The sequence below is a fragment of the Streptomyces sp. BL1 genome (genome assembly GCF_057628045.1).
On record NZ_JBXYWZ010000002.1, the window covers coordinates 3,362,970 to 3,376,775 of the forward strand.

9 protein-coding genes and 1 riboswitch are annotated in these 13,806 nt (G+C 72.7%); of the genes, 7 read left to right on the plus strand and 2 right to left on the minus strand.

The window, feature by feature from the left end; genetic code table 11:
- Window positions 1–69 precede the first annotated feature (69 nt).
- Window positions 70–1,524, plus strand: coding sequence for an SWIM zinc finger family protein (locus tag AC3AGO_RS14750; protein ID WP_487820659.1), 1,455 nt, complete (start codon window positions 70–72; stop codon window positions 1,522–1,524).
- A gap of 125 nt (window positions 1,525–1,649) precedes the next feature.
- A complete protein-coding gene (locus AC3AGO_RS14755; protein ID WP_487824662.1) occupies window positions 1,650–3,404 on the plus strand; it encodes a DUF5691 domain-containing protein in 1,755 nt (584 codons plus the stop codon).
- 55 nt (window positions 3,405–3,459) lie between these two features.
- Here the strand turns inward: AC3AGO_RS14755 and icmB are convergent, their stop codons facing one another.
- Entirely contained in the window at window positions 3,460–3,870 is a 411-nt protein-coding gene (icmB, locus tag AC3AGO_RS14760) for a coenzyme B12-dependent isobutyryl CoA mutase small subunit (protein ID WP_487820660.1), read from the minus strand.
- Window positions 3,871–4,210: 340 nt separating this feature from the next.
- Here icmB and AC3AGO_RS14765 point away from each other — a divergent pair, with 340 nt between their 5' ends.
- Complete coding sequence (locus AC3AGO_RS14765) at window positions 4,211–5,002, plus strand: esterase/lipase family protein (protein WP_487820661.1); 792 nt, start codon at window positions 4,211–4,213, stop codon at window positions 5,000–5,002.
- A gap of 231 nt (window positions 5,003–5,233) precedes the next feature.
- Window positions 5,234–7,177, plus strand: a complete 1,944-nt coding sequence (locus tag AC3AGO_RS14770) for a M23 family metallopeptidase (protein WP_487820662.1) — start codon at window positions 5,234–5,236, stop codon at window positions 7,175–7,177.
- 125 nt (window positions 7,178–7,302) lie between these two features.
- Here AC3AGO_RS14770 and pcrA read toward each other — a convergent pair whose 3' ends face one another.
- Complete coding sequence (pcrA, locus tag AC3AGO_RS14775) at window positions 7,303–9,753, minus strand: DNA helicase PcrA (protein WP_487820663.1); 2,451 nt, start codon at window positions 9,751–9,753, stop codon at window positions 7,303–7,305.
- Window positions 9,754–9,968: 215 nt separating this feature from the next.
- Window positions 9,969–10,136: riboswitch (cyclic di-AMP (ydaO/yuaA leader) on the plus strand.
- A gap of 8 nt (window positions 10,137–10,144) precedes the next feature.
- Here pcrA and AC3AGO_RS14780 point away from each other — a divergent pair.
- The 3 genes from AC3AGO_RS14780 (at window position 10,145) to AC3AGO_RS14790 (ending at window position 13,787) form a co-directional block, all read left to right on the plus strand.
- A complete protein-coding gene (locus AC3AGO_RS14780) occupies window positions 10,145–11,323 on the plus strand; it encodes a C40 family peptidase (RefSeq protein ID WP_487820664.1) in 1,179 nt (392 codons plus the stop codon).
- Window positions 11,324–11,706: 383 nt separating this feature from the next.
- Window positions 11,707–12,837, plus strand: a complete 1,131-nt coding sequence (locus AC3AGO_RS14785; RefSeq protein ID WP_487820665.1) for an NlpC/P60 family protein — start codon at window positions 11,707–11,709, stop codon at window positions 12,835–12,837.
- Between the two features lie 128 nt (window positions 12,838–12,965).
- A complete protein-coding gene (locus AC3AGO_RS14790; protein ID WP_487820666.1) occupies window positions 12,966–13,787 on the plus strand; it encodes a class II aldolase/adducin family protein in 822 nt (273 codons plus the stop codon).
- The last annotated feature ends 19 nt before the right edge of the window (window positions 13,788–13,806 follow it).

Below are 13,806 nucleotides of genomic sequence, written 5' to 3' on the forward strand. Positions count from 1 at the left end.
ACCTGCGCGAACTTCCGCCCGGAAAAAGGGAGTCGAGGATTGTCAGTGGCGGCTCGTAGCGTCGTAGACATGACGGGACAGGGGGTCCGCTGGACGGCGGAACAGGTGCTGGCGCTGGCGCCCGACGAGACGTCGCGACGGGCGGGCGGCGCGTTGTCGGAGCCGGGCCCGTGGCGGGAGGCCGGCGCGGCGGGGACGGCCGTGTGGGGGCTGTGCGAGGGGAGCGGAAGCATGCCGTACGAAACGGTGGTGGATCTGCGCACGGACGCGGCGGAAGGGCCGGGGTACCGGTGCAGTTGCCCGAGCCGGAAGTTCCCCTGCAAGCACGCCCTCGGCCTGCTGCTGCTGTGGGCGCGGGGCACGGGGGGCGGCGTCGGGGACGGTCCGGAGGGGCGGGCCGTGCCGGAGGGTGCCGAGCCGCCGGAGTGGGCGGCGCAGTGGCTGACGGCGCGGCGTGATCGGGACGGCCCCGGGCGGGTCAACGGGGCGTCGCAGGACAGCACTTCGGGTGCCGGCCCGCAGCGGGGCGAAGGTGACGGAGCGGCTCGCCGGCGGTCCGCGGAGCGCAGGGCGCGGCGTATCGCGGCCGGCGCCACGGAGCTGGAGGAGCGGCTCGCCGATCTGCTGCGGGACGGGCTGGCGGGCGCGGACCAGGCGGGGTACGGGGCGTGGGACGAGACGGCGGCCCGGATGGTCGACGCGCAGGCTCCCGGACTCGCCTCCCGGGTGCGGGAGTTGGGCGCGGTGGCGTCGTCGGGCAGCGGCTGGCCGGAGCGGCTGCTGTCCGAGTGCGCCCTGCTGCACCTCCTCGACCGGGGCTTCCTCGCGCTCGAAGGCGCTTCGGAGGAGGAGGGGCGGCCGCCTCTTCCCGAGCCGCTGGCGGCGACCGTGCGGGCGCGGGTGGGCCTCACCGTGGAGACGGCGGAGCTGCTGGCGGACGAGCGGGCGCGGGTGCGGGACACCTGGCTGGTGCTGGCCCAGCGGGACGAGGAGGAGGGCCGGCTCACGGTCCGCCGCATCTGGCTGTACGGACGGGCCGGTGGCAGGACCGCGCTGCTGCTGTCCTTCGGCGCGGCGGGCCGCCCTCCCGAACTCGCCCTCCCCGTGGGCATGTCGGCCGACGCGGACCTGGCCTTCTATCCGGGCGCGCCGCCGCTGCGGGCAGCGCTCGGCGAGCGGTACGCGGAGCCGGACGCCGGGTTCGAGCCGCCGGGCTGTTCCCTGCGTGCGGCACTGGAGGCGTACGGGGCCGCGCTGACGGAGGACCCCTGGCTGGAGGCGCGCCCCGTGGTGCTGCGTGGCGTGCTGCCGATACCCGAGGAGCGGGACGGGACGACGGGCTGGCAGATAGCCGACGCGCACAACGGGGACGCGCTGCCCGTCGCGCCCGGGACTCCGGCGGACGCGCTGTGGAAGCTGACGTCCTTGTCGGGCGGCGGCCCGCTCACCGTGTTCGGCGAGTGCGGGCACCGCGGCTTCGCGCCGTACACGGCGTGGCACGAGGGCACGGCCGTTCCGCTCTGACGCCGTGACCGGACCCCACGCCGGGATCCGACGCTGTGACCGAACCGGTACGCAAGGGCGGATGCCGGGCGGCGAGAGGGAGGGCCACAATGAGCGGCAGGAGCTTCATGAACAGCGGGGGATTCATGGACAGCTGGAGCTTCAGCGACGGCACTTCACAGAACGACGGCCTGCCCGGCGCCACACGGACCGCGGCGCCCGAGGGGGAACAGGCCGCGGAGTGGGGCGAGTTGGTCACCGCGGCGCTGCTCGGGGCCGAGCGCCGCACTCCGCCGGGCGGCAGTGTGTCCGCCCTCCTCGACGAGGCGGCCGTGCAGACCGTGCGCCGCAGGGCGGGCCTGCGGCCGGGTGCGGCGCGGCCGTGTCCCGAGCCGGCGCCGGAGGACCCGCGGGCGGCCCTGCCGGCCGCCGCGGCACACCGGCTGACGCTGCTGCTCGCGGACCGCGGCTCCGGAGGCGGTCCGGGCGCGCAGCGCAGCGGACGGCGGAGCGCCCGGCCCGACCTGGCGGAGCTGCTGCCCCAGTGGCTGGCGGCCGCCTGCGCCCGGGGCTACCGGGCACCCGCGGCGCAGCTTCCGGCTCTGCTGGCGGCGGCCCGCGCGCGTACTGATCTGCGGCCGCGGGCCCTGGAGTTCGCCGGTCCGCGCGGCCTGTGGCTGGCCCGGCTCAACCCGGACTGGCGCTTCGCATTGCGCTCCGGCGCCGCGCAGGGCACCGGCCGGGGCCCGGACACGGCGGGAGCGGAGGGAGCCCGGCCGGAGGACGCCGGATCCGTCCACCGGCTGTGGGAGGAGGGCCTGTTCGCCGAGCGGGTCGCCGCGCTGAGCGCCCTGCGCCGGCGCGACCCCGCGGCGGGGCGGGCCCTGCTCGCCTCGACCTGGGCGGCCGAACGGGCCGAGGACAGGCTGATGTTCCTCGACGCGCTGCGCGGCCGGCTCTCCCCGGACGACGAGCCGTTCCTGGAGCAGGCGCTGGCCGACCGCAGCCGCACCGTGCGGGCGACGGCGGCCGAGCTGCTGTCGGGGCTGCCGGGTTCGGCCCTCGCCGCGCGGATGGCGGCCCGCTCCCGCAGGTACGTCACGCTCGGCGCGGGCGCCGCCGGGCCGCGGATATCCGTGCAGGCGCCGCCGGAGTGCGACGCGGGCATGCAGCGCGACGGTGTGGCGCCGAAGCCGCCGTCGGGCCGGGGCGAACGGGCGTGGTGGCTGGGTCAGTTGGTGGAGGCAACGCCGCTGTCCGTGTGGCGCGGGCAGTTCGGCGGCCGCGGGCCCGCCGCCGTGGTCGCGCTGCCGGTGGGTGACGGCTGGCGGGAGGACCTGCACGCCGCCTGGTGCCGCGCAGCCGTACGGCAGCGGGACGCGGAGTGGGCGCGGGCCCTGATCGGCCCGCCCACCGACCCGCTCACGGAGGGTCCCGGGGATCCCGCGAAGCTGCTCACGGTGCTGCCCGGGGGTGAACGCGCCGCGTGGGCCGCCCGGTTCATCGACGCGCACGGCCTGTCGGAGGCGTTCCGCATCCTCGGGGTGTGCGCCGTGCCGTGGGCGGGGCCGCTGGGCCGGGCCGTGGTGGACGCGCTGGAGATCGCCCGGGACGCGGGGAGTTACCCGTGGAGCTTCAGCGGAGTGATGGGCCTCGCCGAACGCTGCCTCGATCCGGCGGACGCCGGCCGGCTGGCACCGCTGGCGGCCGTCCCCGACGAGCCGGAAGGCGGCTCACCGGGCGCCGGCGCCTACTGGGCCGAGGCCTTCCAGCGCCTGGTCGGCACCCTGCGGCTGCGCGCGGCCATGCTCGCCGAACTGGACGGGCGGACCGGACCGGACGGGCAGACCGCGCCGGCCCGGGAAGCCGAGCCGGACGGGGAGGGTGGCCATGGCCGGTGAAGCGGAGCTGCCCGGCGCCCCTTTCGCGGGGGCGGCCCGGGCCGGTGCGGCCCCGTCAGGCCGCCAGCTGCCCCACGTTGGTGCGGATCCACTCCACGACCTCGTACGTCGTCGCCCCCGGCGTGAAGATCGCGGCGACTCCCAGATTCTTCAGCGGCACGATGTCGTCCTCCGGGATGATCCCGCCGCCGAACACCTTGATGTCCGCGGCGTCCCGCTCCCGCAGCAGCTCCAACACCCGCGCGAACAGCGTGTTGTGCGCCCCGGAGAGGATCGAGAGGCCGATGGCGTCCGCGTCCTCCTGGATCGCCGTGTCCACGATCTGCTCCGGAGTCTGGTGCAGCCCGGTGTAGATGACCTCCATACCGGCGTCCCGCAGCGCCCTCGCGATGACCTTGGCCCCGCGGTCGTGGCCGTCGAGCCCCGGTTTGGCGACCACCACACGGATCGGACCCGACACACCCATCACTGCCTCCATCTGCCCATCGCCGTCCCTGCGTCAGTGAACGCACGTTATCGCCAGCATCCCTCAGCGGCCCGTTTCGCGCTCTGAAGGGAGGGGGAAATCACACGTGGGACAACACGTACGCCACGCGCCGTCCGCACCAACAGCAGCGACGCGTCAGGGGAGCCGCAGGAGCCGCAGCGAGGTTCCCGCGCCGTCGGCCGGACCGGCGGCCGGAGCCGAGTTGCCAGCACAACGCGCCGCGCCGTCCTCTCGTGTGCCTTTCGGGAGGTGGTCGATCATTCGTGCCCTGCCGGCGCTCCCCACAGCGCCCTTTCTGCGAGCCGCCGCCATGGAACTCATGGTGTTGACGGGACATCTGCTGCTGTACCCCATGGGTCTGATCGCGGAGCGCCCCGCTCCGCATCTCGCGGCCGATCCGGGTCAGGAGTCCGAGGACGCGCCGCACCTGCTTCCGACGGAGGGGCGCGCGCACACTCCGGTGCTGCTGCTGCACGGCTTCGTCGACAACCGCTCCGTTTTCGTGCTGCTGCGCCGTGCGCTGCTGCGGGACGGCTGGCGGCATGTCTTCGCGGTCAACCACTCGCTGTTGACCACCGACATCCGCGCCGCGGCCGAGCGGCTCGCGCTGCAGGTGGAGGAGATCTGCGCACAGACGGGACACAGCCAGGTCGACATCGTCGGGCACAGCCTCGGCGGCCTGACGGGGCGCTACTACGTCCAGCGTCTGGGCGGCGACGCGCGCGTCCGTACGCTCGTCACGCTGGGCACACCGCATTCCGGTACGCGCGCCGCGCCCGCGCTCGTCCCGCATCCGCTGCTGCAGCAGATGCGGCCCGGTTCGGCGCTGCTGAACGATCTCGCCCGGCCCGAACCGAACGCTCTCGCCACGCGGTTCGTGAGCTTCTGGAGCGATCTCGACATTTTCATGGCGCCGGTGGAGACGGCGCGTCTCGACCACCCGGATCTGCACGCGGAGAACGTCCGCGTGGACGGTGTCGGGCATCTGACGCTGCCGGTGGACTGTGCCGTCTCGGCGCGGATCCGCCGGGAGTTGACCGACGGCGCACAGGCCGACGCGGCCGCTGTGACCTCGGCAGATACCGCCGACAGCGACGCCGGCGTGGCCTGAGGGAACCTCCCGACCCCCGTGTGGGGGGCACGGTTCGCTCATCCTGTCGGGTATTTGTCGAACGGGCGTCGAACGGCACACCAACTACCGGCCCGTAGTCCGCCGAAAGGCGGCCGAATGCCCGTTTCCCCACTGCCCGAAACCTGCCGAAGATTGTCGCGCTCGCATACTGCCGGGTACAGTCACCGCACTGTTTCCGCCCCTGTTGTCGAGGCGAAAGAGAAGTTGGTGGTGAACGAACGTCACCCGTCGGGCGATCCCGCCCCGGCAGATACCGCTTCTGAGTTCTCGTACGCGGCCTTCGGTACGCGTGACGAGCAGCCGGCCTACGGCGGCTACGACGGACAGCCCGTTCAGCCCGGCTACGAGCCCGTATACGACGGCTACTCGACGGGCAGCTTCGACGGCTTCGCCTACGGACAGGCCGACTCGTACGGCCAGGGCGACACGTTCCACGGAGCCGTTCCGGGCGCCGTCGGCGTGGACGCCGGTGCGTACGGGGCCGGTTACGACGCGGGGTACGACACAGGGCAGTACGGAACAGTCCAGTACGACACCGGGCAGTACGGCTTCGACGCGGCGCAGTACGGCGCGGGCCAGTACGACACCGGGCAGTACGACGCGGGCGCACTGTGGGCCGGATCCGGCTGGGACACGGGCGCGGGCACCCCGGGCATTCCCTCGCAACAGGGCCCCGACCAGGCCGATTACGGCTACACGGTGGCCCAGTGGGACACCGGCGGATACGACACGACGGCGTACGACACCGGCAGTTTCGCGTTCGCCGCGGGCGGTCACGAGACGGGCCAGTGGGATGCCTCGGCCTGGGACACGGGTCAGCAGCACGCGGCGTACGCGGGCTACGAGCACACCGGCGGGTACGAACACGGCTTCACCGACGGCCAGGGCTTCGACAGCCAGCCCTTCGAGGGCCAGACCTTCGCCGGTCAGGGTTACGAGGGCCAGGGTTACGCGGACCAGTCCTTCGCCGACCAGACTTTCGCCGGACAGGCCTTTGCCGGCCAGGAGGGCGCCGCGCAGGGTCTGGAGAACGGCACCTTCGAGGGGCAGCCCTTCGAGGGCCAGTCCTTCGACGCGGGCCACGACCTCAACTACGCCGCCGCGCACGACGACTTCGCCACGTACACCGGTCACGAGACGTTCGACGGGTACGCGCCGCAGAGCTTCGAGCAGCAGGGCTTCGATCAACAAGGCTTCGAGCACACGCCGGACGGGACGCCCGCCCTCGACGCGACGAGCGAGTTCGCCGCCGTGGACGCGGCCGGTACGTTCCACGGGATGGAGGCGACAAGCGAGTTCGCCGCCGTCGGAGCCGTGGGCCCGGACAGCCAGACCGTCCCCCCGGCGCCCGATCCGGAACCGGATCCCGCCGCCGTACTGCCGCATCAGCCGCGCGGCGCGGGGCGGCGGCGTTCCCCGAAGCCGCGTCGCTCGGCCCTGATGACGGTCGCCGTCCCGTCGTTCGCGGTGCTCGGTGTCGCGGGTGCGGCCGCCGCCACGGTCGCCGGCGGGGCCGGCGAGAGCGAGGAGGACAGCGGGACCACCACCCAGGCCGCGTCCTCCCCCTCGGAAGGCACCCCGGTCAAGCCGTCGAAGGCCAACAAGAAGCTGGACACCCAGCTCGCGGGTCTCTCCGAGGACGCCGGTGACTTCGCCGACCGCGCCAGCCGTACCCAGGAACGCATCGACCTGAAGAAGCGTCAGGAAGCGGAGCGGGAGCGGAAGGCCAAGGAGGCGGCGCGCAAGGAGGCGATGCGCCCCAAGTTCTCGCTGCCGGTGGACCAGCCCGGGCTCAGCGCGACCTTCGGCTCGGCGGGCCTCAACTGGATGTCCCTGCACAGCGGCATCGACTTCCCCGTCAGCGAGGGCACGCCGGTGAAGGCGGCCACCGACGGGACCGTCACCACCCAGTTCGATGTGTCCTTCGGCAACATGATGAAGGTCAAGTCGGACGACGGCACCGAGACCTGGTACTGCCACCTGAGCAGCACCAAGATCCGTTCCGGTGAGGTGAAGGCCGGCGACGTGATCGGCTACTCCGGCACCACGGGCAACTCCACAGGCCCGCACCTGCACTTCGAGTACCACCCCGGCGGCGGGGACGCCGCCGACCCGCTGCCCTGGCTGCGCAGCAAGGGCCTGAACCCGGGGTGAGCCCCGGGCCCCGACGCCCGAACGCCCCCGGCCGACAGCCCCAAGTCCCAGGCGTAAGCCGACAGCCGTAGCCCGCAACCGACAGCCGACAGCCGCGCCAACGGCTGCCGACTGCCGTACGGCAGCTACAGCTTCTGCACCGGCGCGTACCGCAGCAGCAGCCGCTTGGGCTTCTCGCCGCCGAAGTCGATCGTCGCCTCCGCCGCGTCGCCGCTGCCCTTCACCGCGACCACGGTGCCCAGCCCGAAACTGTCGTGCGTCACCCGGTCCCCGGCTGTCAGGGAGACGACCGGCCGGTCCGAAGTCCGCCGCGTCGCGAAGCCGCTCGGGCCGCCGCGGCCCCGGCTGCCCGGGGACGAGAGCCCCGCGCCGATGCCGCCGCCCGTGCTGACGGAGACGCCCGGTGCCGCGCCCTTCCCCGTGCGCTTCCACTCGACGTGCGAGTCGGGGATCTCCTCCAGGAAGCGGGACGGCGGGTTGTACTGCGGCTGGCCCCAGGCGCTGCGCATGCCGGAGCGGGTCAGATACAGCCGCTCCCGGGCGCGGGTGATGCCCACGTACGCGAGCCGCCGCTCCTCCTCCAGCTCCTTGGTGTTCCCCAGGGCGCGCATGTGCGGGAAGACGCCGTCCTCCATGCCGGTCAGGAACACCACGGGGAACTCCAGCCCCTTGGCCGTGTGCAGCGTCATCAGCGTGACGACTCCGGCCTCCTCGCCTTCCTCGCCCTCCGCCTCGTCGGGGATCTGGTCGGAGTCGGCGACGAGCGCGACCTGCTCCAGGAAGTCGGCCAGCGTGCCCGGCTCGTCCTCGGCACGCTCCTGCTCGAACTCGAGGGCGACGGCGGCGAGTTCCTGCAGGTTCTCGATGCGGGTCTCGTCCTGCGGGTCGGTGGAGGCCTGGAGCTCGGCCAGATAGCCGGTCTGCTCCATCACCGCCTCCAGGACGGTGGCAGGGCCTGCGCCCGACTCGACGATGGTGCGCAGTTCGTCCATCAGCACGTTGAACTTCCGCACCGCGTTCGCCGAACGGGCCGCCATGCCGTACGCCTCGTCGACCCGGATGAGCGCCTGCGGGAACGTGATCTTCTCGCGGGAGGACAGCGCCTCGATCATCGCCTCGGCGCGGTCCCCGATGCCGCGCTTGGGCACGTTGAGGATGCGCCGCATCGAGACGGAGTCCTCCGGGTTGGCCAGCACCCGCAAGTAGGCCAGCACGTCCCGGACTTCGCGCCGCTCGTAGAAGCGGACACCGCCGACGACCTTGTACGGCAGGCCGACCCGGATCAGCACCTCTTCGAAGACACGGGACTGCGCGTTCGTACGGTAGAAGATCGCGACGTCCGAGGCCTTGGCCTCGCCGCCGTCCGTGAGCCGGTCGATCTCGTCGGCGATGAACTGCGCCTCGTCGTGCTCCGTGTCCGCGACGTAGCCGGTGATCCGCGGGCCGTCCCCGGCGCGGGTCCACAGGTTCTTCGGGCGGCGGTTCTCGTTCCGCTCGATGACGGCGTTGGCGGCGCTCAGAATCGTCTGCGTGGAGCGGTAGTTCTGCTCCAGCAGGATGGTCGTCGCGTCCGGGTAGTCCTCCTCGAACTGCAGGATGTTGCGGATGGTGGCACCGCGGAAGGCGTAGATCGACTGGTCGGCGTCGCCGACGACGCACAGTTCCGCCGGGTCGTCCCCGCCGCCGACGAGCTCCCGCACCAGCGCGTACTGCGCGTGGTTGGTGTCCTGGTACTCATCCACGAGGACGTGCCGGAAGCGCCGCCGGTAGTGCTCCGCCACGTCCGGGAAGGCGCGCAGCAGATTCACCGTCGTCATGATGATGTCGTCGAAGTCCAGGGCGTTGGCCTCGCGCAGCCGCGCCTGGTACATCGCGTACGCCTCGGCGAGGGTCTTCTCGAAGCCGTCGCTGGCCTGCCCCGCGAAGTCCTCCTCGTCGACCAGTTCGTTCTTGAGGTTGGACACCTTCGCGCTGAACGACTTGGGCGGGAAGCGCTTCGGATCGAGGTCGAGATCCCGGCACACCAGCGCCATCAGCCGCTTCGAGTCGGCCGCGTCGTAGATCGAGAACGACGAGGTGAAACCGAGCTTCTTGGACTCCCGGCGCAGGATGCGCACGCACGCGCTGTGGAACGTCGACACCCACATCGCCTGCCCGCGCGGGCCCACCAGCTCCTCGACGCGCTCCTTCATCTCGCCCGCGGCCTTGTTGGTGAAGGTGATCGCGAGGATCTGGCCGGGGTGGACGCCGCGGGCGCCCAGCAGATACGCGATGCGGTGGGTGAGCACGCGGGTCTTGCCGGAGCCGGCGCCGGCGACGATGAGCAGCGGCGAGCCGGTGTGCACGACGGCGTCGCGCTGCGGCTCGTTCATCCCGTCCAGCAGCGCGGCCGTGTCCACGACGGTGCGCGGGGCGCCGTCCCGGTGGTACGGCTCGCGGGCACCGGAACCGAAGGTGCCGCCGAAGAGGTCGTCGGGCGCCGCGTCCGGTCCCTCCGGGTCCGGAGGAGGCGGCGGCTCCTCCTCGGCCGGGGGTTCCAGGTGCGCGAGGTGACTGTCGTCGAAGAGGCTGCTCATCGTCGTACGAGTCTAGGCGCCCGCACCGACACCCTTGCCCTCCGCACGGAAACTGCGCACAGCTGTCCGCTTCCGCACCGCCCCGCCGCTGCTCACCTGCGAGGCAACGAAAAGATAACGGACGAATCGCTCACAGCCTTCACATGGGCCACACGACTTCGCTACCGTGCCGTCTCTGGGCAGTCCGCACCGTTCGCCGGCGACCGCGCCGGCACGGACCGCCCCCGCCGAGTCCGGCCGCCGTGCCGGAGCCGGGGACCCACCGCGTACGCACGTACTGCAGGGGTGAATCGGAGCGCGCGCACCGCGCGATGCGCTCCGTAGGGCCGCTTTCCGACGCCCGAACCCGACAGCTAACCCGGTAGGCGGAGCACGGAAGGAGTCGCCGGCCTTGGCGTCCCACCGCAAGCCGCGCACCCGCATATTGCAGTCCGCCGCGACGAAGCGCGGAGCCATCGGAGTCACCACCGCCGCGTTCGCCTCCGTCACTCTGCTCTCGCAGAGCGCGAGCGCCGCACCCGACGACGGCGGTGCCAGACCGTCCGTGGAGTCGGTGAAGAAGAAGGTCGACCGGCTGTACCAGCAGGCCGGCGTCTCGACGCAGAAGTACAACGCGGCCAAGGAGCAGACGGCGGCGCAGCGTTCGAAGGTCGACTCGATGCTCGGCCAGGTCGCACAGCGGACCGAGAAGCTCAACGACGCGCGCAGGCTGCTCGGTTCGATCGCCGCCGCGCAGTACCGCACCGGCGGCATGTCGGACACGGCGACGCTGCTGCTCACGGAGAACCCGCAGAGCTTCTTCAAGCAGAAGCACATGATGGACCGGATGACCGGCCGCCAGAAGGAGGCCGTCGCCGACTTCGAGAAGCAGCAGCGGTCGGCCAGCACGAAGCGCGCCGAGGCGACCCGCCAGCTCGAATCGCTCACCTCCGCGCAGGACCAACTCCGGGACAGCAAGCGCGAGGTGCAGGGCAAACTGTCCGAGGCGCGCACGATGCTGTCGAAGCTGACCGCGCAGGAGAAGGCCCGGCTGGCCGCGCTGGAGCGCAAGAAGGAGGCCGAGGCGCAGCGCAAGGCCGCGGCCCGCGCGGAGCAGGAGCGCCGGCAGGCGGCCGAGGAGGAGCGGCAGCGCGAGGAGGGTTCGGGTTCCGGCTCGGACTCCGGCTCGTCGTCCGGTTCGGACTCCGGTTCCTCCGGCGGCACGTCGGACGGCGCGTACGCGACGAAGGCCGCGAAGGTGCTCGGCTTTGCGAAGGAACAGCTGGGCAAGCCGTACGTGTGGGGTGCGACGGGCCCGTCCTCGTACGACTGCTCGGGCCTCACCCAGGATGCCTGGAAGGCCGCCGGCATATCGCTGCCGCGCACCACGTGGGACCAGGTGAAGGTCGGCACGACGGTCTCCAAGTCCCAGCTGCAGCCGGGCGACTTGGTCTTCTTCTACGACGACATCAGCCACGTCGGGATCTACAGCGGCGGCGGCAAGATGATCCACGCGCCGAAGCCCGGCGCCAACGTGCGCTACGAGTCGATCGACTACATGCCGTTCCACTCGGCCGTCCGCCCCGGCTGACCTCCGGCTGCGCCGTCGCGGTTCCCCCACACCGCGACGGCGCCACGGCGTACGGCCCCGCGGTGGGGCGGTAACACGGCCTGCCGGGCAGGGGGCGCGGAATCCGCGCATCGATCGCCGAGTCACCGGAAGGCGACCGTGACCGTCGCGCCGCCGGTCCCCCTCCGCTCCCCGCCCCGCCGAAAACGGACAGTCGCGGTCAACGCCGGGCAGCGGCGCGGACCGTGGGGCTAGCGTCCTCGCCCAGGTGGCCGGGCCCCGCCCCTCGGGTACGTCCGGCCACCCCCGCCGAAGATCCGGCGGCGGTCCGTTCCCCCCTGTGCGGGCCGCCGCCGGGTTCCCCCTCGCGGGACGTACGACGCGAAGGAAGTGACGGCCGGACCATGGCCTCGCACCGCAAGTCCTCCCCCTCCCCCTCCCACCGCAGGCCCCGGCCGCCGCATCCGCTCACCGGCAACGCCGCGCGCGCCGCGCTCACCCTCACGCTCGCCGGGACGGCCGGCTCGTTCGCATTCGAAGGCTCGGGGCACGCGGATCCACAGCAGACCCCCGAGCAGATCGCCTCCCGTGTGGACGCGCTGCACCGCCAGGCCGAGCGCGCGACGGAACGCCACAACGCCGCCGAGGAGCGCTCCGAGGCGGCCGAGGACCGGCTCGAGGAGCTCCGCGACGAGACCGCCCGCGGCCGCTCCCGGCTCAACGCGGCGCGGGACACCCTGGGTTCGTACGCCACCGCGCAGTACCGCACCGCCGGCCTCGACCCGTCCCTGCAGGTCGCGCTCTCGTCCTCGCCTGACGACTATCTGGACCGGGCGGCCGTCACCGAGCGCGCCGGCGACCGGCAGTCGGCCACCGTACGGAAGATCGCCGCGCAGGCGCGGGAGGTGCGGCAGCTGCGCGACGAGGCCGCCGCGACGGAGCAGACCCTCCGGCACGCGACCGCCTCGGCCCGTGCGCACAAGCGGACGGTGAAGGACAAGCTCGCGGAGGCGGAGAAGCTGCTCGACCGGCTCTCGCCCGAGGACCGCGCGCGGGCGCTCGGTGAGGAGCCGCCCGCCGGCGCCCGCGCGTCCCGTTCGGACGGCGCGGACGGTTCAGGCGCGAGCGGTTCGGGCGCGGACGGTTCGGGCGCGGGCCGGGACGCCGTACGTCCCGGGCAGGCGGCGGGACGCGCCGTGCAGGCCGTCGACTTCGCGCGCGGCGTGCTGGGCAAGCCGTACGTCTGGGGCGCCACCGGCCCCGGCTCGTACGACTGCTCAGGCCTGACCCAGGCCGCGTGGAAGGCCGCCGGCGTCTCGCTGCCCCGCACGACGTACGCACAGATCGACGCCGGAAAGCGTGTCGCCCGGGGCCAACTCGCCCCTGGTGACCTGGTGTTCTTCTACGAGAGCGTCAGCCATGTGGGGCTCTACATCGGCGGCGGCAAGATGATCCACGCGCCCCGTCCCGGCACGCCGGTCCGGGTCGCGCCGATCGACGAGATGCCCTTCTCGGGCGCGATGCGTCCGGCCTGAGCACCGCGGCCGGGCCCCCGCCCGGTCCGGCGCGTGCCCGGTCCGACGCCCGCCCGGCCCTGGTCAGTTGACGTACGTACAGGTAGCTTCCGCTTCCGTACCGCGCTGCGATCAGGAGGAGCAGGCCCATGTCGTACCCCGCCGAACCCGCCCACCCGGCAGGCACCGCCCGCCCGGCCCCGATACCCCCGGAAGAGCTGCACTTCAGCCTGCCGCCCGAGAATCTCTCCCCGGCCGAGGAGCGGCAGCACCGCAAGGAGCGGCTGGCGGCGGCGCTGCGCGTGTTCGCCCGGTTCGGGTACGACGAGGGTGTGGCGGGCCATATCACCGCACGGGACCCGGAGTTCACCGACTGCTTCTGGGTGAACCCGTTCGGGGTGCCCTTCCAGCACGTGACGGTCAGCGATCTGCTGCTCGTCGACGAGCTGGGCCGGGTCCTCCAGGGGCGCCGGCACGTCAACCAGGCGGCGTTCGTCGTTCACTCACAAGTGCACCAGGCGCGCCCGGATGTCGTTGCCGTCGCACACAGCCACTCCACGCACGGGCGCGCGCTGTCCGCGCTCGGCGAGCTGCTCGACCCGCTCACGCAGGACGCGTGCGCCTTCTACGAGGACCACGCGCTGCTGAACGAGTACACCGGCGTCGCCGTCGACGAGCAGGAGGGCCGCCGCATCGCGTCGGCTCTCGGCCCGCACAAGGGGCTCATCCTGCGCAATCACGGCCTGTTGACGGTCGGCGACACGGTCGACTCGGCGGCGTGGTGGTTCCACCAGATGGAGCGCGCCTGCGAGATCCAGCTGTCCGCACGCGCTTCCGGCAAGCCCGTGCTGATCGACCACAGGAATGCCGTCACGACCCGCGAACAGCTCGGCAGCGATCTCGTCGCATGGATCAACTACCAGCCGCTGTACGCAGGAGTGACTCGTGAAGAACCGGACCTGCTGAGCTGACGCTTGCGGCCATAAGGCA

Coding starts and splice junctions, on each gene's coding strand:
- AC3AGO_RS14785 (WP_487820665.1), top strand. CDS start 11,707: ATGGCCTCGCACCGCAAGTCCTCCCCCTCCCCCTCCCACCGCAGGCCC.
- icmB (WP_487820660.1), bottom strand. CDS start 3,870: ATGGGTGTGTCGGGTCCGATCCGTGTGGTGGTCGCCAAACCGGGGCTC.
- pcrA (WP_487820663.1), bottom strand. CDS start 9,753: ATGAGCAGCCTCTTCGACGACAGTCACCTCGCGCACCTGGAACCCCCG.
- AC3AGO_RS14755 (WP_487824662.1), top strand. CDS start 1,650: ATGGACAGCTGGAGCTTCAGCGACGGCACTTCACAGAACGACGGCCTG.
- AC3AGO_RS14750 (WP_487820659.1), top strand. CDS start 70: ATGACGGGACAGGGGGTCCGCTGGACGGCGGAACAGGTGCTGGCGCTG.
- AC3AGO_RS14765 (WP_487820661.1), top strand. CDS start 4,211: ATGGTGTTGACGGGACATCTGCTGCTGTACCCCATGGGTCTGATCGCG.
- AC3AGO_RS14790 (WP_487820666.1), top strand. CDS start 12,966: ATGTCGTACCCCGCCGAACCCGCCCACCCGGCAGGCACCGCCCGCCCG.